Origin of the sequence: Nocardioides ureilyticus (assembly GCF_051280745.1) — a bacterium.
Lineage (GTDB): Bacteria > Actinomycetota > Actinomycetes > Propionibacteriales > Nocardioidaceae > Nocardioides.
In genome coordinates this window covers 101,263-121,493 of record NZ_JBNCOG010000004.1, presented here as the reverse complement: position 1 = coordinate 121,493, position 20,231 = coordinate 101,263, and the positions used below count along the sequence as shown (strand labels likewise).

Genomic DNA, 20,231 nt, shown 5'->3' with positions numbered 1-20,231 from the left:
GCCGCACCGAGCACCAGGAGAAGCGATGTCCGCGTTCGACGACGAGATCATGACCAACATCCAGAAGTCCGTGCAGGAGATCCCGCACCCCTCCCAGGCCAAGGGAACCAACCTCTACGGCTCGACCAAGATCTTCCCCGACTACCAGGCCAGCGAAGGCCAGAGCTACCTGACGCTGGTGCACGGCATCCCGCACGAGTCCTCGGTGAGCTTCGTCGCCGTGCTTCAAGCGACCCGCGCGCTCCGCAAGGGCTTCGAGTCGGTCCTCTACTTCTACGGGCCCGGAGCGCTCGCGTGCATGGACACCCGGGGCTTCCCCACGACCGGCGACGTGGCGTTCCCGGGGAACCAGAACATGAACGACTCGATCAAGACCTTCATCGGCGAGGGCGGCACGGTGTTCTGCTGCCGCTTCGGCATGGCGCTGCACGGCTGCCGCGAGGAGGACCTCATCGAGGGCGTGGTGCCCTGCCACCCGTTGGACGTGCAGGACTGCGTCATCCACTTCGCCAACAAGGGCGCCATCATCAACTCCGTCTACAACCTCTGAGGGCGAGACGATGGCCGCGCCCAACACCCGCGTGGATGTCGCGATCCGCGGCATCCGGCTGCTCGACGCCCCCGTCTCCCGCCGCTCCGGCGCGGGGCCCAGCGACGACGGACACGTCCTCCTGGACGGTGTCGGCGCGGCCGTCCCCCTCAACCCCCGCAGCCCCTACTCAGTCCGTGGCGGCAAGCTGCTGCTCGATGGCGCCGACACGGGCATGGGCGTCGAGACGGTGGGCCGCCCCCGCTTCTACGACCTCGTCACCGCAGACGGCATCCCCTACGAGAAGATCGCCCGCCTCCACTCCGACCGGGTGCTCGCGACCACCGTCGTGCAGACCTGCACGCGGTACGCCGAGAGCGAGCGCTGCCGCTTCTGCGCCATCGAGGAGTCCCTCACGCAGGGATCCACGGTGGCGGTGAAGAGCCCGGCGCAGCTGGCCGAGGTCGCCCGGGCGGCCCACGAGCTCGACGGCGTCACCCAGATGGTGATGACCACGGGAACGTCGAACGGCCGCGACCGCGGCGCCACTCACCTCGCCCGCTGCGTGCGGGCGGTGCGCGAGGTGCTGCCCGAGCTGCCGATCCAGGTGCAGTGCGAGCCGCCGGGGGACCTGGCGACGATTCAGGAGCTGTACGACGCCGGGGCGCGGTCGATCGGCATCCACGTCGAGTCCCTCGACGACGAGGTGCGCCGGCGGTGGATGCCGGGCAAGGGATCGGTGCCGATGGCGGAGTACCGCGCCGCCTGGGCCGAGGCGGTGCGGGTGTTCGGCTGGAACCAGGTGTCGACGTATCTGCTGGTGGGTCTGGGCGAGGACCCCGACGACCTGGTCGCCGGCTGCGCGGAGCTCATCGCGATGGGGGTCTACCCCTTCGTCGTCCCGTTCCGCCCGCTCGCGGGGACCCTGGCGACCGACGTCGACGGCGTGCCCGCGCCGCCGCACAAGCTGGTCTACGGCGTCACCGCCCGCGTCGCGGCGCTGCTCCGTGAGGCCGGCATGGCCGGGGCGGACCAGGCGGCCGGGTGCGCGGCCTGCGGGGCGTGCTCGGCGCTGGACTCCATGTCCGCCGCGTGTGGCCGGGACGCCGGATGAGCGCGCTCACCGCCTCGGACGTCGTCCTCACCGGCTCCCGGCGACCGGCGGCGTCGCTCGACGGCTTCGTGGTCGTCCCGGCCGGCGCGGCCGACCTGGCGGCGTACCAGCGCCTGCGGCGCGAGGTGTTCGTCGCCGAGCAGGGGCTCTTCGACGGCACCGACCGCGACGACGTCGACGACGACCCCCGCACGATCGTCCTCGTCGCCCGACGCCCCGGCGGCGAGGTGCTGGGAGGTGTGCGGCTGCACCCCGTCCGCCACCCGGCGGCCGGCGACCGGGACCTCGGGTGGTGGCGGGGCAGCCGCCTGGTGGTCGCCTCGGGATCCCGCCTGCTCCTGGGCGTCGGAGCCGCGCTCGTCCGCGCCGCCTGCGCCGCTGCCGAGGCCGCCGGGGCCCTGCGCTTCGACGCCACGGTGCAGGCCCAGCACGAGCGGCTGTTCCGTCGGCTCGGCTGGGTCCCCCGCGAGCGGGTGCACCTCCACGGCCATCCGCACGTGCTCGTCGACTGGCCGATCGGCCGGGTCCAGCGGCTGGCCGACGCCACCAAGGCGGCCCTCGGCGGGCTGCTCGACGGCCTGGTCGACAGCGGCGAGGGCTACCTCGGTGACGACGGGGCCCCGGTGCCCGGCACGGACGTCGTGGCGGCCTGCGACGCGATCCTGCCGTCGATGGTCGAGCGCGACCCCGAGTGGGCCGGGTGGTGCGCCGCCCTGGTGAACCTCAACGACCTCTCCGCCATGGGCGCCGCCCCGGTCGGGCTCCTCGACGCCGTCGGCGCCCGCGACGCCTCCTTCGCCCGACGGGTGCTGCGTGGCCTGGCCGACGCCTCACAGGCCTGGGGCGTCCCCGTGCTCGGCGGGCACACCCAGCTCGGGGTGCCCGCCGCGCTGTCGGTCACCGCCCTGGGCCGGACCACGCGGCCGGTGCCGGGCGCTGGCGGCCGGCCCGGACACGCGCTGCGCGTCACCGCCGACCTCGGCGGAGGCTGGCGACCCGGGTACACCGGCACCCAGTGGGACTCCTCCTCGCACCGGGCACCCGCCGAGCTGCGCGCGCTCGCCGGCGTCGTACCGGCGCTGGCGCCCGCGGCGGCGAAGGACGTGAGCATGAGCGGGTTGGTCGGCACCACCGGGATGCTCGCGGAGGCGAGCGGCTGCCGAGCGGTCGTCGACGTCGCGGCGGTGCCGGCTCCCGACGGGGCCCGCACCGCCGACTGGCTGACCTGCTTCCCCGGGTTCGCGATGGTGACCGCGGAGGCGGGGCGCACGGACGCGCCGCTGCCGCCGTTCGTCACCTCGCGGACCTTCGGGGAGCTGACCGAGGGCACCGGGGTCGGCCTGCGCTGGCCCGACGGTGTCGTGACCGAGGCGATCAGCTCGCCCGTGACCGGACTGGGAGCAGCATGACCACCACCACCCTCGCGGCCGTCGCGGGCAGCTTCGGCCGCGACGTCGAGGAGAACCTCGCCGCCATCGCGCACCACGTCGCCGCCGCACGCCTGCGCGGCGTCTCCCTCCTCGCACTGCCCGAGGCCAGCCTCGGGGGCTACCTCTCCGTCCTCGGCCGCGGGCGCGACGGCTCCCACGACGAGGCGCCCGACTCGCTGCCGCCGGCGATGGACGCCGACGGCCCGGAGCTGCGTCGGGTGGCCGCACTCGCCGGCGACCTGACCGTGGTCGTCGGGTTCTGCGAGGCCGACGGGCGCGACCGCTACAACTCCGCGGCCGTCGTCAGCGGCGACGGCGTGCTCCACGTGCACCGCAAGGTGCACCAGCCGCTGGGCGAGGACCTCCACTACCTGGCCGGCGACCGGTTCGCGGTCGTGGAGACGCCGGTCGGACGCCTCGGCACGCTCATCTGCTACGACAAGGCCTTCCCGGAGGGAGCGCGTTCCCTGGCCCTCGACGGCGCCGAGGTGGTCACCTGCATCTCGGCGTGGCCGGCCTCGCGCACGGCCACCGCCGGCGACGTGGCCGACGACCGCTGGCGGCATCGGTTCGACCTCTTCGACCGGACGCGGGCTCTGGAGAACCAGGTCGTGTGGGTCTCGGCGAACCAGACCGGCACCTTCGGCTCCCTGCGGTTCGTCGGGAACGCCAAGATCGTCGGCCCGGGCGGCGACGTACGAGCCGAGACCGGCACCGGCGCCGGCATGGCCGTCGCCGACCTCGACATCCGGGTCGAGCTCGACACCGCTCGGCGCGCCATGTTCCACCTCCGTGACCGGCGCCCCGAGGCGTACGACGTCACGGCCGATCCGAGGGAGCCCGTCCGTGCCTGAGATGACCTTCACCGTGCGCTGGCCCGACGGCCGCGTCGAGGACTGCTACAGCCCGTCGCTCGTGGTCCACGACCACCTCGCGGAGGGCGCGACGTACTCCGTCAGCGACTTCACCGAGCGGTCGACGACGGCGCTGGCCGTCGCCAGCGAGCGGGTGCGCAAGAGGTTCGGCTTCGCCTGCACCTCGGCCGCCGCGTCGAGCGAGCAGGTCCGGCGCTCCGCCGCGACCTACGGTCCCGACGAGGTCGTCGAGGTGGTCGCCCTCCGCCCGCCGCTGCCCGGGGCCGACTCGTGAGCGCGCACCGCACCTCCGTCGTGGTCGTCGGAGGCGGCCAGGCCGGCCTCTCCGCGAGCTGGTTCCTCACCCGTGACGGCGTCGACCACGTCGTCCTCGAGGCCTCGACCGCCGCCCACGAGTGGGCTGACAGCCGGTGGGACAGCTTCACGCTGGTGACCCCCAACTGGCACTGCCGGCTGCCGGGATACGCCTACGACGGCCCCGACCCGGACGGCTTCATGTCCCGGGACGAGGTCGTCGCCTGGCTCGCCGGTTACGCGCCGACGTTCGGGCCGCCCCTGCGCGAGCACACCCGCGTGTTGCGCATGACGCGTCGGGAGGACGGCGGCTTCCTCGTCGAGGCCGACGGTCCCGACGGGTCGGAGGCGTGGGATGCCGAGGCCGTCGTGGTGGCGACCGGCGGTTACCACCTGCCGATCGTCCCGCCGTGGGCGCCGGCGCTGGACCCGTCGGTCACGCAGCTCCACTCCGCGGACTACCGCAACCCCGACCAGCTGCCCGACGGTTCCGTGCTCGTGGTCGGCTCGGGTCAGTCCGGCGCCCAGATCGCGGAGGACCTCCACCTCGCCGGGCGGCGGGTCCACCTCGCGCTCGGGGACGCGCCGCGCGTCGCCCGCACCTACCGGGGCCGCGACTGCATGACCTGGCTGGCCGACATGGGCCTCTACGACACCGCCGTCGCGCAGTACCCGGGCGGTCTCGCTGCGAGGGAGAAGACCAACCACTACGTCACCGGGCGCGACGGCGGTCGGGACATCGACCTGCGGGCGTTCGCGGCGGACGGCATGCGCCTCTACGGCCTGCTCGACGGGCTGGTCGAGGGAAGCGCCGGGAGGTCCCTGCGGTTCCGGCCGACACTGGCCGAGTCCTTGGACAAGGCCGATGCCGTCTACAACTCCATCTGCCGGGACATCGACCGGTGGATCGACGACCAGGGGATCGAGGCGCCGCCGGCGTCGACGTACGAGCCGGTCTGGACGCCGCCCGCCGAGCCGGCCGTGCTCGACCTCGCGGCCTCGGGCGTCACCTCGGTGGTGTGGGCGATCGGCTACCGACCCGACTACCGCTGGGTGGAGGTGGGCGTCTTCGACGGGTCCGGTCGCCCGACCCACCACCGCGGCGTGACGGCCACGCCCGGCCTGTACTTCCTCGGCCTGCCCTGGCTGCACACGTGGGGGTCGGGCCGGTTCCACGGCATCGCCCGGGACGCCGAGCACGTCACCGAGACGCTGGCCGCGCACCTGGGCCGGACCGCACCGGCCCTCGTCGCCGGGTGAGGGTGGTGCGGTCGTGACGCGACTGGGGGCGGTCGCGGCGCACTTCGGCCGGGACCTCGGTCGTGCGCTCGCCAAGGTCGAGGGAATCCTCGGCGATGCCCGCGACGCTGGGGTCGAGTTCCTCGCGCTGCCCGACGCGACCCTCGGCGGCTACCTGTCCGACCTGCGCCACCCTGACCCGGGGACGCTGCCGCCCGCGTTGACCGAGGACTCCTGGGAGGTGCGCCGGGTCATCGCGCTGGCCGGCCCCATGGTGGTCTGCTTGGGCTACACCGAGGCGTCGGGCGACCGGCTCCACAACGCCGCCCTCTGCGTGAGCGGCGACGGTGTCCTCGGCCGGCACCGCAAGGTGCACCAGCCCGCCGGGGAGGCGCTCGTCTACGCCGCCGGGTCGTCCTTCGACCCCTTCGACACCCCGGTCGGCCGGGTCGGCCTGCTCATCGACTACGACAAGACCTTCCCCGAGGCGGCCCGGACCCTGGCGCTGGACGGCGCCACGGTGCTGGCCTGCCTCTCCGCCTGGCCTGCGTCGGTGACCGACCGTGCGTCCCGGCTGCCGCAGGACCGCCAGTCCCGCCTGTTCGACCTCTACGACTGCGCGCGGGCGGCGGAGAACCAGGTCGTGTGGGTCTCGGCCAACCAGACCGGCGTGATGGGCGGGCTGCGGTTCCTGGGCCAGGCGAAGGTCGTGGGCCCGGGCGGCGACGTCCTGGCCCGCACGTCCTCGAAGGGCGGACTGGCCGTGGCCGACGTGGACGTCGCCGCCGAGGTCGCCCGCTCCCGACGGGTGCTGCACCACCTGGCGGAGCTCAGCCCGGGTGCCTACGCCCGCGAGGACCGGCCGTGAGGGTCGCGCTCCTCACCTACTCCACCCGGCCCCGCGGCGGCGTGGTCCACACGCTCGCCCTCGCGGAGGCGCTGGCCTCGCTCGGCGTGGAGGTGGACGTGTGGACGCTCGCACGTGGCGGGGACACGACGTTCTTCCGACCGGTCGACCCCGCTGTCGGGGTGCGGGCCGTCCCGTTCGAGGCGCAGGAGGACGAGCCGGTCGGCGCGCGGATCGTCCGCTCGATCGCGACGCTGCGCGAGGCGTTCGACCATGCGCCGTACGACGTCGTGCACGCCCAGGACTGCATCAGCGCCAACGCCGCGATGCCGTGCGTGCGCACCATCCACCACCTCGACCAGTTCTCCACGCCGGAGCTGGCGGCCTGCCACGAGCGGGCGGTCGTCGAGCCGGTGGCGCGCATCTGCGTGTCGGCGGCCGTGGCCGAGGAGGTCCGCGCCGGGTGGGGCCTGCACCCGACCGTGATCCCCAACGGCGTCGACGCAGCCCGCTTCGCCGCCGGCGCGGACGACACCGCGGGCCGCGCGGCATGGGCGCACCGGCTCGGGGAGTACGTCCTGGCCCTGGGCGGGATCGAGCCGCGCAAGGGGAGCATCGACCTGCTCGAGGCGTTCGCGCCGCTGCGCGACAGCCGGCCCGGCCTGCAGCTGGTGCTCGGGGGCGGGGAGACGCTCTTCGACTACCGCGACTACCGGGCCGCCTTCGACGCCCGCGCCGCCGAGCTGGGCGTCGAGCCCGTCGTCGTGGGCACCATCGAGGAGCAGGCCCTCCCCGCGCTCGTGGCGCAGGCGGCCGCCCTCGCCATGGTCTCCACCAAGGAGGGGTTCGGCCTGGCTGCGATGGAGGCGCTCGCCGCGGGTGTCCCGGTGGTGGCGCGCGACCTGCCCGTGCTGCGCGAGGTCCTGGGCCCGACCGTGTCCTACGCGACCGACCCGGCGTCGATCGCCCGAGCACTGGGGCAGGTGCTCGACGACCCGCCGGACCCGGAGCCTGGACGCACGCTCGCGGCGTCGTACACCTGGGAGGCAGCGGCCCGGCGGCACGTAGAGCTCTACGGCCGTCTCATGTCCGCGGCGGTCACCGAAGCAGGGGGATGACCTCGTCCCCGAACTTCCTGATGGAGCCGAGGGCCTCCTCGTAGGACGGGCCCTGCGGCAACCGGGAGCGCAGGATGATCCAGTCGTCGTCGCCGAGGCCCATCTCGTCACGGAAGCGACCGACCGTCTCGGCGGCGTCAGCCGGCGACCCCACGACCATGTACTTCTGGAGGTTCTCGAACGTCGCGTCGCCGAGGGAGCGGATCTCGTCGGAGAGCTCGATCATGCCCCAGCGCAGGTAGTAGGCAATCTCGTCGACCCACAGGTCGCCGAAGGTGGCCCTGGCCGCCTCAAAGGTGTCCGCCACGAAGCCGTCGAGCAGCTGCGCGACGACCGGCTTGCGGCCGGCCCGGGCGGCCTCCTCGCGGTAGAGGTCGACGATCCGACGCCGTTGCTCGAGGGGGTCGTAGAAGCCCAGCAGCACCAAGCCGTCGCCCCGTTGGCCCGCGCGTCGCACGGCCGCCTCCGTCGTCCCCGCGAACCACAGCGCCGGCCCCTCCTCCTGGTAGGGCCGCGGGTTCACCAGGACGTCACTCATCTGCCAGTGCTTCCCTGCCCAGTCGAAGCGCTCGCCACGCCAGGCGGTGCGGAGGAAGTCGACGGACTCCCGGAATCGGCCGAACCGGTCCTCGAAAGGCTCGCCGAAGTGCTTGAAGTAGCCCTCGTGGTAGCCGGCACCGACGCCGAGGATCAGCCGTCCGCGGCTGACGACGTCGACGAGCGCGGCCTGCTCGGCGAGGTGCGTCGGGTTGTAGTACGCCGGCTGCAGCACGCAGGTGCCGAGCTGGATCGTCGAGGTCTGCGTCGCCATGGCCATCAGCGCCATCAGGGGATCGGGCCACATGGTCTCCGTACGGGCGTGTCGCTCGGGGACGAACGCGCCGTCGAACCCGGACTGCTCCGCCACCACCGCCTCGCGCACCAGGTGCTCTGCGAAGTCGGCGGACCGCTCTCGGTCCGGCAACGGCTGGTCGTAGGGGCCGCCGTGGGTGTCGGGCATGTATCCGAACTTCATGCGCTGCTCCTCGGGACGAGAGTCGAACCAACCGGCCGGTCGGGACTGGTGCCTCCATGATGCGCCGGGGTGTTGTGTGATGGCAACCACATCGCTACGTTGATTCGACCGACCAGTCGATAGGAGTCAGCATGCGGACGATGGTGGTGGCAGGTGCCAGCGGAGTGGTCGGCTCGGCGGTCGTCGAGCGGATGCTCAGCCGGGAGGACTGGGCCGTGGTGGCGCTGTCGCGCCGTGAGCCGGAGCTCGAGGCAGCGCCCGATCCGGGGCGCTACCGACACCTGCCCGTCGACCTCCGCGACCGCGACGACGTCGACCGGGTCGTGCGCTCCCTCGGCGATGCCACCCACCTCGTCTACGCCGCGCTCTACGAGAAGCCCGGGCTGGTAGACGGCTGGACCGAGCACGACCAGATGGCGGTGAACGACGCCATGCTTCGCAACCTCCTCGGTCCGCTGAGCGACCACGCCGCGGGCCTGGAGCACGTGTCGCTGCTGCAGGGCACCAAGGCGTACGGCGCCCACCTCCACCCGATCCCGATCCCGGCGCGGGAGCGGGCCGCTCGCGACGACCACGCGAACTTCTACTTCCTGCAGGAGGACCACCTGCGCGAGCTGGCTGCCGACAGGGGCCTCGGCTGGACGGTCCTGCGACCGCAGCTCATCCTCGGCGGGGCACTCGGCGCCGCCATGAACCTGGTCCCGGTGATCGGCGCGTACGGCGCCATCTGCCGCGCCGAGGGTCTGCCCTTCGGCTTCCCGGGCGGCGAGTCGTACGTGTGGGAGGCGGTGGACGCACGCCTGTGCGCCCTGGCTCTGGAGTGGGCCGCCGAGGCCCCGGCCGCTCGAGGGGAGATCTTCAACCTCGCCAACGGCGACGTCTTCGAGTGGCGCGACCTCTGGCCCGCCATCGCCGACGCCCTCGACGTCGAGGCCGGCCCGGACACGCCCCGTCAGATGGCGACCTTCATGCCCGAGCACGCAACGACCTGGGACCGCGTCGTCGCCGAGCACGACCTGCGACCGCTGACCCTGGCCCAGGTGCTCGGGGAGTCACACCACTACGCCGATCTCTGCTTCAACCTCGGCGACCTGCCGGAGGTGTTCCCGCGGTTCGTGAGCACCATCAAGATCCGGCAGGCGGGCTTCCGGCCGTGCTTCGACACCGAGGACACCCTGCGGTACTGGCTCGACGTGCTCGCGCGCCGGCGCGTGCTGCCCGGCCGCGGCGCCTGACCCGACAGCCGACGCGCGGCCACCGCCCCGTCAGACCCGCGCCAGCCCTTGCTCCAGCAGCGGCTGCACCGCCTGCGCGGCGGTGTCGAAGCCCTCGCCGTGGGCGGCGCCGGCGCGGTACCGGTGGTCGATCCCGGCGGCGATGACGGCGAGCTTGAAGTACCCCAGCGCCAGGTGCTGGTCCCAGTCCTGCAGCGGCACGCCGCCGGCGGAGACGTACGCCTCGGCCAGCTCGTCGGGGCTCGGCAGGCGGTCGCTGGTCCAGGCGGTGGCGAAGCCCAGCACCAGGTCGAGGGCCTCGTGGCGGTAGACGCACATCATGGCCACGTCGGCGACCGGGTCGCCGATGGTCGAGAGCTCCCAGTCCACGACGGCCTCGACCGCGGGCCCGTCCGGCGCGAACGACAGGATCGTGTTGTCGATCCGGTAGTCGCCGTGCACCACGCCGGTCGACCGCTGGTCGAACGTCACGGCACCGAGCCGGCCGGCGAGCTCGCCGGCCAGCGGCTCGAGGGCCGGGTCGCCGACCAGCTCCCACTGCCCGGACCAGCGGCGCAGCTGGCGCGCGGCGTACCCGTCGGGTCGGCCGAACCGCTCCAGCCCGACCGCGACGTGGTCGAGGTCGTGCAGCGCGGCGAGGGTCTCGACGAGGCGACCGGTCGTCGACTCCACGGTGGCGTCGTCGAGCTGCTCGAGGTCGGCCCGGGACTGGACCGTGCGTCCCTCGACGAACTCGGCCACGGCGAACGGCAGGCCGATGACCGCCTCGTCCTCGCACAGGGTGACGGGGCGGGCCACGGGAACGCCGGCGGCAGCGAGCGCACTGGTGACGCGGTACTCGCGGGCGACGTCGTGCGCCGAGGGCGTCCGACCGAGCCTGGGCGGCATCCGCAGCACCCAGGCGGCGGCTCCGTCGTCCAGGCGGAAGGTCAGGTTCGACCGGCCACCGGCGATGAGGCGGGCCTCCAGCGGGCCCGCGACGGCGACCCCGGCGGCGGCCATCCGGTCGGCCACCGCCGTCAGGTCCGCCGCGGAGAGCCCGGCTGCCGCGGGAGCGGTCACGCCAGCTCCTTCTCCGCGGCACGCACCGCACGCTTGGCCAGCGACCAGCGGTGCACCTCCGAGGGCCCGTCGTAGATCCGGAAGGGGCGGATCTCCCGGGCGATCCGCGCCACGGGCAGCTCGGTGGAGACGCCCATGCCGCCGCACATCTGCGTCGCGCGGTCGACGACCCGGTGCAGCGCCTCGCCGGCGAAGGTCTTGGCGATCGAGGTGCTCTTCGAGGCGCGCTCCCCCGCGTCGAGCTCCTCGCACGCGACCCGGAGGAGGGCTCGCGTGGCGGCCAGGTCGATCTCGTTGTCGGCGATCATCTGCTGCACCATGCCGAGGTCGGCCAGCCGGGACCCGAAGAGCTCGCGCCCGGCCACGTGACGGACCGCGACCTCGTGGGCCCGGCGGGCGGCGCCGGTCCAGCGCATGACGTGGGTCATCCGGGCTGGCCCGAGGCGGACCTGGGCGTAGCGGAAGCCCTCGTCGACCCCGCCGAGCACCTCCGAGTCGGGGACGAAGGCGTCGGTGAAGGAGACCTCGCAGTGGCCGCCCACCATGGACCGGTCCACCGTGCCGACGTGGCGCACCACCTCGAGGCCCTCGGTCTCGCCCGGCATCAGGAACATCGTGGCGCCGCCGCCGTCGCCGGGCTCACCGCTGGTGCGCGCCATCGTGATGAAGAAGCCGGCGCCGTCGGCGCCGGTGATGAACCACTTGCGGCCGTTGACGACCCAGCCACCGTCGACCTTCGTCGCGCGGGTCAGCAGAGCCGACGGGTCGCTGCCCGCACCCGGCGCCGGCTCCGTCATGGCGAAGGCGGAGCGGACCTCCCCGCGGGCCAGCGGCTGCAGGTACGTCGCCCGCTGCGCCTCGGTCGCCACGTGGGCGAGCAGGTGGACGTTGCCCTCGTCGGGCGCCGCGATCCCGGTCGCGAGCGGACCGAAGAGCGAGTACCCGGCCTCCTCGAAGGCGGCCGACCGATCGACCATGCCGAGGCCCTGGCCGCCGCAGTCGACCGGCGCGTGCGGCGCGAAGACCCCGGCTTCCCGGGCCAGGGCCTGCAGGCGGACACGGAGGTCGTCGCCGCCGGCCGCCTCGATGTCGCCGTCGTGCTCGTCGTCGAGCGGCAGCACGCTCGCCCGGACGAAGTCCCTCGTCCGGCTCACCAGGTCACTCATCGGTCCTCCTTCGTCGCGGCCACCGACCGATCGCTCGCTCGGGACACGAGTGTCGCACCCCGCATGCGACCGGTCAATCCCTCCGCGCAGCCTCAGCCGGCCGCGCCGACCAGGCCCCGGGCGAGCACGAGGTGCCGCCGGACGAGCTCGTCGGGCTCGAGCGGACCGTCGTCGCGGTACCACGAGGCGACCCCGACACAGAGCGACGCGACCGCGCGCGAGGCGTCCACCGGGTACGGCGTGCCGAAGGCCCGCGCGTCCGTGCCCGCGACGACCACGCGGTCCAGCATCCGCTGCTGCTCGTCGCGGCGCTCGACGTACCGCCGTCGGTTCTCCGGGGCGAGGCTGCGGATCTCGCTGGAGGCGACGAACGCCTGGCGTCGCCGGAACATGTGGAAGCGCAGGAGCGACTCGACGAGCACGTCGAACTGGGCTGACGGATCGTCGGGAGCCGACGCGAGCGCCGCGGCACTCCGCTCGAGGAGCTCGTCCATCACCGCCATCATCAGCGCCAGCAGGATCTCCTGCTTCGACCGGTAGTGGTGGTAGACCCCGGGCACGGAGAGGCCGGCATCCGCGGCCAGGTCGCGGATGCTGGTGCCGTGGTAGCCCTGCTCGGCGAACCGCTGCAGTGCCGCGTCGAGCACTCGCGGCAGTGACGGGGGCCCGTACGCGCGCCAGTCCTCCGCATCAGGAGAGGTCATGGTCGCCACTCTAGGGATCCGGCGCGGACCCTCAGGCGGGCAGGCGGGCCGTCCCCAGGGCCGGCCAGTAGTCGCAGCGGCCGAGCGCGAGGGGCAGGAACGCATCCGGGTCCATCGACTCCACCGGGGCACAGGTGGCCTTCATCCCCGTCTCGACGTAGACGGCGTCGCGCAGGTCGAGCACCTCCAGCTCGTGGAGCGGGTCGTGGACCGTGCCCTGCAGCCGGAGCCTGGCGGGGCCCCGGCGCACGACGGTCGTGCGCTGGGCGAACTCCGCCCGCATCAGCGTCGGCGCGCCCGCGAGGGTGCCGTCGGGGCGGAGCTCGTACTTCACGTTGTAGTTGCGCCCGACCACCTCCACCGGACCACGGTCCTCGCCCAGGTCGGCCTCCAGCTCGACGAGCCGCGCGCCGTGACGCTCGAGACGACCGGTCATGTGGCCGTCGTTGCGCCACAGGGTCGACGTCCCGATCTTCTTCGGCTCGCCGTACAGCTCGCGCCCGAAGAGCGTGGGGACGTCGCTGTCCATGAACATGCACAGGACGTAGTCGCCCGGAACGCCGCGGTGGCTGGCGCTCACGTAGACGGCCGAGGCCGCGAAGTCGCCGACACAGCTGCTCCGCCACCTGCTCACCTGGACCGTCAACCGCGGCGAGGCCCCGGGGTCCAGCTCGGCGGGCAGGAGCGCCCGCACGGTGTCGGGCCGGGTCAGGAAGTCCACGCTGAGCGACTCCCCGCCGACGAACTCCACGTCCGCCAGGGTCGCCTGCACGGCGGCGATCTCCTCGGGGGTACGGCGGTAGCCCATCTCATCTCCTCGACGTCTGCATCAGGTGTCCTGCGGATCTCCGGGGCGGGGGACGACCCGGCCCAGCGGAAGCGTGAAGTCGGTGAGCGAGGTGAAGGCGTCGAGCACCCGCACCGGCGCGAAGACGTGCCAGGGGTCGGCTGCGCTGGCCGATCCGAGCTCGACCGCGCCCCGGCCCCGCCAGAGCTCGAGGCGCCCGTCCGCGCCCCGGTGCGACCGGGCGCGCACGTCGACCGCCACGAGCTCGTCGACGCTCGGCGGGCGACCCGCCTCGGCAGAGGGCACCAACCGATGGCTGAGCGTGGGCAGCATCTCCGCGGTCTCCGACGACACCAGCTCGTCGGCCGGCAGGAGCCGCTCGGGCTGCATGGAGAGCGTCATCAGCCGCACGCCGCGCGGCCGCTCGACCATCATCACCAGCTGCTCACCGCCCGGGCGCCCCGCGGCCTGCCCGGACCAGGTGAGCGCCGCCAGCTTCTTGCCGTAGCCCCACAGCTCCCGACCGGCCGCCATCGGCGCCTCGGCGTCGGTCACGATCACCGGCTGGTACCAGAAGCGCTCACCGCCGACCTCCACGCGAACGACGAGGTAGGCCTCGAGGTAGGGCCCGAAGGTCGAGGTCGGGTAGTGGCAGGCCCACGCGGCGCAGACCGCCGGGTCGCTGTCCGGGCGCACGCCGGCGGGGAGGTGGCCTGCGAGGGACGCCGGGTCCGCCTCGTAGACGACCCAGGTCTGGCGGGCGCCACGGAACTCGTAGGGCGGAGGCGGGTAGAGCGGGGCGGCGGCCGGCATGGAGCACGGCACGGCCGGCGCGCTCACGCCGTACCGCGGTCCGGCGACCACAGCGGCTCGGTGGTCTCGAACCCCGGGGCGGTGCCCCACTGGTTGCGGTAGGTCACCTCGTGGGCCGGCCGGCGGGGCGCCACGCCCCAGCGGCCCAGGGGGTAGCCCATCGCGACGGTGGCCGCGAGCGTCCAGCCCCGGTCCGGCGGCACCCCCAGCACCGCTTTGGTGGTGTCGGGCCGGAAGACGTCGAGCACGTTGGTCATCGCGCTGCCCACGCCCTGTGCGCGGGCGGCCAGCATCGCCGACCACACGGCCGGGTAGGTCGAGCTGCCGTCCCGGTCGTTGCGGGAGAAGGCGAAGAAGAGCAGCGGGACGTCCGCGAAGTGGTCGGCCAGGTGCTGCACGCTGGCGCGGAGCCGGCGGAAGCGCACCGACGCCGGCGCGTCCGGGTCCGCCTCCGCAGCGGCGACCTGCGCGGCGTAGTGACCACGCCACAGCAGGTCGACCGCCTCACGGTAGGGCCCGGCGAGCCGGTCGACGACCGCGCGGTCGTCGACCAGCAGGAAGCGCCACGCCTGGGAGTCACCCCCGCTCGGCGCCCGGACCGCGGCGTCCATGATCCGGGCCTGCACCTCCAGGGGGACGGGGTCTGGCCGCATGCGTCGCATGGCGCGGGTCGTGTAGAGCGCCTCCCACACCCCGACGTCGGTGGCCTCGCTCATGCGGCGGTCCAGCCGCCGTCGACCACCATGTTCGACCCGGTCATGAAGCCGGAGGCGTCCGAGGCGAGGAACAGCGCTGCGGAGACGATCTCCTCGGGCACGCCGAACCTGCCGAGCGGGATCTTCGACAGCAGGTGGCCGCGCCACTTCTCGCTGCCCCGAAGCGCCTCGGTCATGTCGGTCTCGAAGTAGCCGGGCGACAGGGTGTTCACCCGCACCCCACGCTCGGCCCACTCGAGCGCGAGGGTCCTCGTCAGCGCGTCGACCGCGCCCTTGCTGGCGGAGTAGGGGGCCATCCGGTCCATGCCGACCTGCCCGTGGATGCTCGAGATGTTCACGACCGCGCCGCCGCCGGATCCCAGCATGAGCCTGCCCGCCTCCCGGGCGCACAGGAACGTGCCCGTGACGTTGACGTCCATCACGTGTCGCCACTCGTCGTCCTCGACCAGCTCGGCCCGCTTGAAGATTGGGCTCACGCCCGCGCAGTTGACCAGCGCGTCGAGCCCGCCCCAGGCGTCCCGGATCGCGTCCACGGCCGCGCTCACGGCAGCACCGTCGGAGACGGAGCCGACGAGAACCAGCGGCTCGCCGCCCGCGCTCTCGACCTCCGCGGCGACCTCCGCGACCGCCTCCGCGGAACGGGCGGTGAGGGCCACCCGGGCACCCGCCGCGGCGAACCCGAGCGCCATGGCGCGTCCCAGGCCGCGGCTGGCACCCGTGACCCAGACCCGATGGCCGGTGAGGGTGAACTCGAGCGAGTCGCGGGCGGGGGAAGGGCTGGTCATGGGTTCTCCTTGCTGCGAGTGCCGGAGCGGGGCTGCGGCACGTTCGGGGGCAGGAACTGAGGGACTCGTCAGGCGTTCGGCACGACGGCCGCCTTGACGACGTGGTCGTCCGGTCGGGGGGCCGTGAGGGCGCGGGCCGCCTCGTCGAGCGGGTACCGGTGGGTGACCAGGTCGCCGAGCGACACCCGGCCGGAGACGATGAGGTCCACCGCCTGCGCGAAGTCCGCGTCGACGTAGCCGAAGGACCCGATGAGGGGGTGGCCGTCGACCGGCCACGGCACCGGCGCGTCGTTCAGGCCGACGAGGACCACCGGTGCGGTCGGCGAGAGCAGGGGCAGCCCGGCGCTGACGGCGGCCGGGACCCCGGAGGCGTCGAGGAGGGCGTCGTAGACCTCGTCCCCGAGGGAGTCGTCCGGGGTGGAGACCGTGGCGCCGAGGCGCTCCGCGGCGTCGCGTCGGTGGGCCACGGGCTCGACGACGTGGACGGCCACCCCCTGCGCCAGGGCGGCTGCGGCGACGGTGAGGCCGACGGCCCCGGCGCCGGTGACCAGCACCCGCCGGTTGGCCGTGCCGCCCGCGAGGCCGACCGCGTGCAGCGCGACGGCGAGCGGCTCGGCCCACAGCAGGTCGTACGGGTCGGTGCCGTCGGGCACGGGCACCACGTCGAGGCCCACCACCACGTCGGGCAGGTGGAGCTGCTGCGCGAAGGCGCCCTGGGCCCCGTAGCCGAGGGAGCGCCCGGCCGTGGACCCGCACAGGTGGGTGTCACCGTCCTGGCAGTAGGCGCACTCGCCGCACGAGCGCATCGGCCGGACCGCGACCCGCGTGCCGGGCGCCAGCCCTGCCAGCTCCGCCCCCGCGACCGCCACGGTCGCCGAGAGCTCGTGCCCCATCACCTGCCCCGGCTCGACGTAGTGGCCGTGCGCGTACGACGCCAGGTCGGACCCGCAGACGCCGCACGCCTCGACGTCCAGCAGCACGTCGCGCGGCCCGACCTCGGGCTGCTCCAGCGCCTCGACGCGGACGTCGGTCGGACCGTGGAGCACGGCACCCAGTGGCCGGGACATGTCAGTGCATCTCCTGTCCACCGGTGACGTTGAGCGCTTCACCCGTGACGAACGAGGCGCCGTCGGAGGCGAGGTAGACGGCCGCGGCCGCCACGTCCTCGGGCGTGCCGAAGCGGCGAGCCGGGATCTGGCGGGCCAGCCTGCGGCGGTAGTCCTCCTCGGTCCGCCCGGCGGCGCCCGAGAACGTCTCGTAGACCCCACCCTTCACGGCGAGCAGCGGGGTGTCGATCGTGCCGGGACAGATCGCGTTGACCGTCACCCCGTGCTCGCCCAGCTCGGCGGCCATGCTCTGGGTCAGTCCGACCACGGCGAACTTCGCCGCCGAGTAGGCGGCCAGGAGCGGCTGACCGGTCTTCCCCGCTTGGGAGGCGATCGTGATGATCCGGCCGCTGCCCTGGGGCACCATCCGGCGCGCCGCCTCACGTGCGCAGAGGAAAGCTCCGGTCGCCATCACGTCGATGTTGACCCGCCAGTCGGCGAGCGAGAGCTCGGTGACGGGCGAGAGCCCGATCGCGAGACCCGCACAGTTCACGAGGACGTCGACGCGGCCGTGCTCGTCGATCGCGGCGTCGAAGAGCGCGGTCACCTGCTCCTCGCTGGTGACGTCGCACGGCACGGCGGTGACCGTCCCCAGCGCGCCGAGCTCGGTGGCCGCCTGGGCGAGGTGCTCCGAGGGCGCGACCTCGTAGTCGGGATGGCTGTCGAGCGGTGCGCCGACGTCGGAGAGCACCACCGTGTCCCCCTGCCGCAGGAACGACTCGGCGATCGCGCGCCCCATGCCGCCCGCCCGAGCACCGCCGGTGACGACGACGACCCGAGCCTCGGGCTGGCCGCCGGTCCCGGTCATCGACGCCTCATCACGAGGAAGCTCGCGGCGAAGACGGCGAGGAGCAGGATGATGCCGCGCACGGCGTACTGCCAGAAGGTCTCGACGCCCATGATCGACAGGCCGTTGTTGATGACGCCGATCAGCAGCACCCCGATGACCGTGCCCATGATGTGGAACCGGCCCGGACGCAGGGTGGAGGCCCCGATGAATGCAGCGGCGAACGCGTCGAGCAAGTAGGTGTCGCCCACGCCTTGGGGCCGGCCGACGCCGAGGTTTGCCGCGACGATCATGCCGCCGAGGGCGGCGCAGGCTGCGGAGATGCCGAGCGCGATCAGTGCGTACCGCTTGACCGGGATGCCCGAGAGCCGTGCCGTCTCGGAGTTGCCGCCGATGGCGTACATGTGCCGACCGACCTGGGTCTGCTCGAGCAGGACGTAGAGCACCAGCGCGACGATGGCGAGGAACACCACCGGCATCGGGATCGGGCCGATCTCGCCCTGCCCCATGATCAGGAACCCATCGGGGATCCCGGAGAGCACGGTCTGGGAGTCCGAGACGCCGAGCACCACGCCGGTGAGGATGGAGCCCACCGCCAGCGTGACGATGAATGCCGAGACGCCGCCGTAGGCCACCACCACGCCGTTGAAGGCGCCGATCACCAGCGCGAGCGCCAGCACGACGAGCACCGCGAGGACCGGGCTGGCCATGGTGCCGTCCGCCAGCCACTTGCAGACCAAGTAGCCGCCAAGGGTGGCCATGCCGGCAAGGCTGAGGTCGAAGAGCCCCTGCACGAGCGCGACAGTGAGGCCCAGGGCGATGATGCCGAGGATCGAGACCTGATTGAGGACGTTGAAGAAGTTCTGGCTGGTGGCGAAGACGTCCGGCTGCATCAGGCTGAAGATGGCGATGCATGCCAGGAGGCTCACGATGGTTCCGTAGCGACTCACGAGGTCGATGAGCTTGTCGCTCGTCGACGTCTCTCGCCGCGCGCCGGTCGTCTGGGACGACTCGGCCACTGCTGGGCTAGACACTGTTCCTCCCGAAGGACAGACGCATGATCGAGTTGACGGTGATCTCCTCGCCGGCGACCTCGCCGGCGACCTCGCCGTCGTGGAGGACGAGGACCCGGTCGCAGACACGAACGAACTCCTCGAGCTCGGTGGAGGTGAAGACCACGGCGGCGCCGTTGTCGGCGAGGCTGCGGGCGAGGCCGTAGATCTCGGCCTTGGTGTGGACGTCCACCGCAGCGGTGGGCGAGTCCAGCAGGTAGACCGTTGCGTCGCGCAGCAGCCAGCGGCCGATGACCACCTTCTGCGCGTTGCCGCCGGACAGGGTGCGCACCTCGCTCTCGAGCCCCCCGCTCTTCAGGCTCAGGCGGGACATCACCTCGGCGACGTCGCGGCGCTCCTTGCCCTTGCGCATCCAGCGCAGGACCGGGTCGCTGGTGTAGGACCCTGTGGTGGCCAGGGTCGCGTTCTCCCGGATCGAGAGGCCGCTGACCAGGCCTTGCGCGAGCCGGTCCCGCGGCACGAGGGCCATTCCCGCAGCGACCGCTTGCTGCGGGGTGCGGATCCGCTCCCGCTTGCCCTTGATCAGCACCTCGCCCTGCGCCTTGCACAGGCCGTAGAGGGACTCCACCACCTGCTCGGCACCTTCGCCCGGCAAGCTCGCGACGCCCACCACCTCACCGGCGCGAACCACGAAGTCCAGCCCGCGCAGCACGTTGCCGCGCAGGTCACGAACCTCGAGCACGACCGCCCCGACCTCGGTGGCGGACCGGTGCGCCTCGTGGGAGATCGACTTCTCCTGGCCCACGAGCTGGTCGACCAAGGAGTCGTGGTCGAGCTCCTCGGCCTGCCAGGTCCCGACCAGCGCCCCGTCACGCATGACGGTGATCCGGTCGCAGACCTTGAAGACCTCGCCCAGGCGATGAGTCACGAAGACGAATCCGATGCCCTCCCCCACGAGCTTGCGCATCTGCGTGAAGAGGGTGTCCACCTCCGCTGGCTGGAGCGCCGTCGTCGGCTCGTCGAGGATGATCACGCGGGCGTTGCTGGCCAGCGCCTTGGCGACCGCGACCATGGCCTGTTCGTGCGGCCCGAGCGTGGACACCTCTCGCTCCGGATCGAGCCCGGGGAGCCCCACCCGGTCGAGGAGGTCGCGGGTGCGGCGGTGGGCGCTTCGCCAGTCGACCAGGAGGCCGATGCGACGTCCCAGGCCTTCGACCATCAGCACGTTCTCGGTGACTGACAGCTCGGGAACGAGATTGCCGTGCTGGTGGACGACGGAGACGCCGAGCGCTTGCGCACGCTGCGGACTGCGTACGGCCACCGGCTGGCCATCGATCTCGATCGTCCCGGAGCTCAGGGGCAGCGCACCTGCCAGCGCCTTGATGAGCGTGGACTTGCCCGCGCCGTTCTCGCCGAGGAGCGCGTGCACCTCCCCGGCCTCGAGGGAGAAGTTCATGTGGTCGAGTGCCCGCGTGCCCGGGTAGTCCTTGACCGCGTCGCGGACCCTCAGGAGCGGGCCGGGGCGGGAGGAGGTGTTCTCCCGCCCCGGCTCGTGCTGCTTCGTCACGTCAGTTCGCCTGTCGATTCGTCCGTGGT

General features: G+C 73.2%; 21 protein-coding genes. 9 read left to right on the top strand and 12 right to left on the bottom strand.

Features of this window, described 5'->3' with window-relative positions; translation table 11 throughout:
- Positions 1-25: 25 nt before the first annotated feature.
- From ACSMHG_RS03740 to ACSMHG_RS03705, 8 genes are read left to right on the top strand one after another with little or no spacing between them, the layout of a single operon-like run.
- Complete coding sequence (locus ACSMHG_RS03740; protein WP_435742046.1) at positions 26-550, top strand: MSMEG_0572/Sll0783 family nitrogen starvation response protein; 525 nt, start codon at positions 26-28, stop codon at positions 548-550.
- A 10-nt stretch (positions 551-560) separates the two neighbouring features.
- Positions 561-1,643, top strand: a complete 1,083-nt coding sequence (locus ACSMHG_RS03735; protein WP_435742045.1) for an MSMEG_0568 family radical SAM protein — start codon at positions 561-563, stop codon at positions 1,641-1,643.
- On the top strand, positions 1,640-3,052 hold the full coding sequence (locus ACSMHG_RS03730; RefSeq protein WP_435742044.1) for an MSMEG_0567/sll0787 family protein: 1,413 nt from the start codon (positions 1,640-1,642) through the stop codon (positions 3,050-3,052). Before ACSMHG_RS03735 ends, ACSMHG_RS03730 begins: the two co-directional genes overlap by 4 nt.
- Positions 3,049-3,927 carry a carbon-nitrogen hydrolase family protein gene (locus ACSMHG_RS03725; RefSeq protein ID WP_435742043.1) on the top strand — a complete coding sequence of 293 codons (879 nt, stop codon included), beginning with the start codon at positions 3,049-3,051 and terminating at the stop codon, positions 3,925-3,927. The genes ACSMHG_RS03730 and ACSMHG_RS03725 overlap by 4 nt, the downstream gene beginning before the upstream one ends.
- Before the next feature lies 1 nt (position 3,928).
- Positions 3,929-4,222: an MSMEG_0570 family nitrogen starvation response protein gene (locus ACSMHG_RS03720; RefSeq protein WP_435742096.1), complete on the top strand. Its 294-nt coding sequence runs from the start codon at positions 3,929-3,931 to the stop codon at positions 4,220-4,222.
- Positions 4,219-5,502 carry an MSMEG_0569 family flavin-dependent oxidoreductase gene (locus tag ACSMHG_RS03715; protein ID WP_435742042.1) on the top strand — a complete coding sequence of 428 codons (1,284 nt, stop codon included), beginning with the start codon at positions 4,219-4,221 and terminating at the stop codon, positions 5,500-5,502. The genes ACSMHG_RS03720 and ACSMHG_RS03715 overlap by 4 nt, the downstream gene beginning before the upstream one ends.
- Positions 5,503-5,515: 13 nt before the next feature.
- On the top strand, positions 5,516-6,349 hold the full coding sequence (locus ACSMHG_RS03710) for a carbon-nitrogen hydrolase family protein (protein WP_435742041.1): 834 nt from the start codon (positions 5,516-5,518) through the stop codon (positions 6,347-6,349).
- Positions 6,346-7,446, top strand: a complete 1,101-nt coding sequence (locus ACSMHG_RS03705; protein WP_435742040.1) for an MSMEG_0565 family glycosyltransferase — start codon at positions 6,346-6,348, stop codon at positions 7,444-7,446. Before ACSMHG_RS03710 ends, ACSMHG_RS03705 begins: the two co-directional genes overlap by 4 nt.
- On the opposite strand, the gene ACSMHG_RS03700 is transcribed toward ACSMHG_RS03705, so the two are convergent.
- A complete protein-coding gene (locus tag ACSMHG_RS03700; RefSeq protein WP_435742039.1) occupies positions 7,427-8,461 on the bottom strand; it encodes an LLM class flavin-dependent oxidoreductase in 1,035 nt (344 codons plus the stop codon). The two genes, ACSMHG_RS03705 and ACSMHG_RS03700, sit on opposite strands and share 20 nt — an antisense overlap.
- Positions 8,462-8,592: 131 nt before the next feature.
- Between ACSMHG_RS03700 and ACSMHG_RS03695 the strand changes: the two genes are divergently transcribed.
- On the top strand, positions 8,593-9,696 hold the full coding sequence (locus ACSMHG_RS03695) for an NAD(P)H-binding protein (RefSeq protein WP_435742038.1): 1,104 nt from the start codon (positions 8,593-8,595) through the stop codon (positions 9,694-9,696).
- A gap of 30 nt (positions 9,697-9,726) precedes the next feature.
- Here ACSMHG_RS03695 and ACSMHG_RS03690 read toward each other — a convergent pair whose 3' ends face one another.
- From ACSMHG_RS03690 to ACSMHG_RS03640, 11 genes are all read right to left on the bottom strand, one after another.
- Complete coding sequence (locus ACSMHG_RS03690; RefSeq protein ID WP_435742037.1) at positions 9,727-10,758, bottom strand: phosphotransferase family protein; 1,032 nt, start codon at positions 10,756-10,758, stop codon at positions 9,727-9,729.
- Positions 10,755-11,924: an acyl-CoA dehydrogenase family protein gene (locus tag ACSMHG_RS03685; RefSeq protein WP_435742035.1), complete on the bottom strand. Its 1,170-nt coding sequence runs from the start codon at positions 11,922-11,924 to the stop codon at positions 10,755-10,757. Before ACSMHG_RS03685 ends, ACSMHG_RS03690 begins: the two co-directional genes overlap by 4 nt.
- 92 nt (positions 11,925-12,016) lie before the next feature.
- Positions 12,017-12,628, bottom strand: a complete 612-nt coding sequence (locus ACSMHG_RS03680; protein WP_435742034.1) for a TetR/AcrR family transcriptional regulator — start codon at positions 12,626-12,628, stop codon at positions 12,017-12,019.
- Positions 12,629-12,659: 31 nt separating this feature from the next.
- A complete protein-coding gene (locus ACSMHG_RS03675; protein WP_435742033.1) occupies positions 12,660-13,436 on the bottom strand; it encodes an acetoacetate decarboxylase family protein in 777 nt (258 codons plus the stop codon).
- 21 nt (positions 13,437-13,457) lie between these two features.
- Positions 13,458-14,279: an acetoacetate decarboxylase family protein gene (locus ACSMHG_RS03670; RefSeq protein WP_435742032.1), complete on the bottom strand. Its 822-nt coding sequence runs from the start codon at positions 14,277-14,279 to the stop codon at positions 13,458-13,460.
- Positions 14,252-14,944: a nitroreductase family protein gene (locus tag ACSMHG_RS03665; RefSeq protein WP_435742031.1), complete on the bottom strand. Its 693-nt coding sequence runs from the start codon at positions 14,942-14,944 to the stop codon at positions 14,252-14,254. Before ACSMHG_RS03665 ends, ACSMHG_RS03670 begins: the two co-directional genes overlap by 28 nt.
- Complete coding sequence (locus tag ACSMHG_RS03660) at positions 14,941-15,729, bottom strand: SDR family NAD(P)-dependent oxidoreductase (RefSeq protein ID WP_435742030.1); 789 nt, start codon at positions 15,727-15,729, stop codon at positions 14,941-14,943. Before ACSMHG_RS03660 ends, ACSMHG_RS03665 begins: the two co-directional genes overlap by 4 nt.
- Positions 15,730-15,797: 68 nt before the next feature.
- The gene (locus tag ACSMHG_RS03655) at positions 15,798-16,796 is read right to left on the bottom strand and encodes a zinc-dependent alcohol dehydrogenase (protein WP_435742029.1); all 999 of its coding nucleotides are present in this window, start codon (positions 16,794-16,796) and stop codon (positions 15,798-15,800) included.
- Between the two features lies 1 nt (position 16,797).
- Positions 16,798-17,643 carry an SDR family NAD(P)-dependent oxidoreductase gene (locus tag ACSMHG_RS03650; protein WP_435742028.1) on the bottom strand — a complete coding sequence of 282 codons (846 nt, stop codon included), beginning with the start codon at positions 17,641-17,643 and terminating at the stop codon, positions 16,798-16,800.
- Positions 17,640-18,551: an ABC transporter permease gene (locus ACSMHG_RS03645; RefSeq protein ID WP_435742027.1), complete on the bottom strand. Its 912-nt coding sequence runs from the start codon at positions 18,549-18,551 to the stop codon at positions 17,640-17,642. The genes ACSMHG_RS03650 and ACSMHG_RS03645 overlap by 4 nt, the downstream gene beginning before the upstream one ends.
- A gap of 97 nt (positions 18,552-18,648) precedes the next feature.
- On the bottom strand, positions 18,649-20,202 hold the full coding sequence (locus ACSMHG_RS03640; RefSeq protein WP_435742026.1) for a sugar ABC transporter ATP-binding protein: 1,554 nt from the start codon (positions 20,200-20,202) through the stop codon (positions 18,649-18,651).
- Positions 20,203-20,231 lie beyond the last annotated feature (29 nt).

Coding starts and splice junctions, on each gene's coding strand:
- ACSMHG_RS03650 (WP_435742028.1), bottom strand. CDS start 17,643: ATGACCGGGACCGGCGGCCAGCCCGAGGCTCGGGTCGTCGTCGTCACC.
- ACSMHG_RS03665 (WP_435742031.1), bottom strand. CDS start 14,944: ATGAGCGAGGCCACCGACGTCGGGGTGTGGGAGGCGCTCTACACGACC.
- ACSMHG_RS03660 (WP_435742030.1), bottom strand. CDS start 15,729: ATGACCAGCCCTTCCCCCGCCCGCGACTCGCTCGAGTTCACCCTCACC.
- ACSMHG_RS03675 (WP_435742033.1), bottom strand. CDS start 13,436: ATGGGCTACCGCCGTACCCCCGAGGAGATCGCCGCCGTGCAGGCGACC.
- ACSMHG_RS03700 (WP_435742039.1), bottom strand. CDS start 8,461: ATGAAGTTCGGATACATGCCCGACACCCACGGCGGCCCCTACGACCAG.
- ACSMHG_RS03695 (WP_435742038.1), top strand. CDS start 8,593: ATGCGGACGATGGTGGTGGCAGGTGCCAGCGGAGTGGTCGGCTCGGCG.
- ACSMHG_RS03740 (WP_435742046.1), top strand. CDS start 26: ATGTCCGCGTTCGACGACGAGATCATGACCAACATCCAGAAGTCCGTG.
- ACSMHG_RS03725 (WP_435742043.1), top strand. CDS start 3,049: ATGACCACCACCACCCTCGCGGCCGTCGCGGGCAGCTTCGGCCGCGAC.
- ACSMHG_RS03655 (WP_435742029.1), bottom strand. CDS start 16,796: ATGTCCCGGCCACTGGGTGCCGTGCTCCACGGTCCGACCGACGTCCGC.
- ACSMHG_RS03685 (WP_435742035.1), bottom strand. CDS start 11,924: ATGAGTGACCTGGTGAGCCGGACGAGGGACTTCGTCCGGGCGAGCGTG.
- ACSMHG_RS03680 (WP_435742034.1), bottom strand. CDS start 12,628: ATGACCTCTCCTGATGCGGAGGACTGGCGCGCGTACGGGCCCCCGTCA.
- ACSMHG_RS03735 (WP_435742045.1), top strand. CDS start 561: ATGGCCGCGCCCAACACCCGCGTGGATGTCGCGATCCGCGGCATCCGG.
- ACSMHG_RS03730 (WP_435742044.1), top strand. CDS start 1,640: ATGAGCGCGCTCACCGCCTCGGACGTCGTCCTCACCGGCTCCCGGCGA.
- ACSMHG_RS03720 (WP_435742096.1), top strand. CDS start 3,929: ATGACCTTCACCGTGCGCTGGCCCGACGGCCGCGTCGAGGACTGCTAC.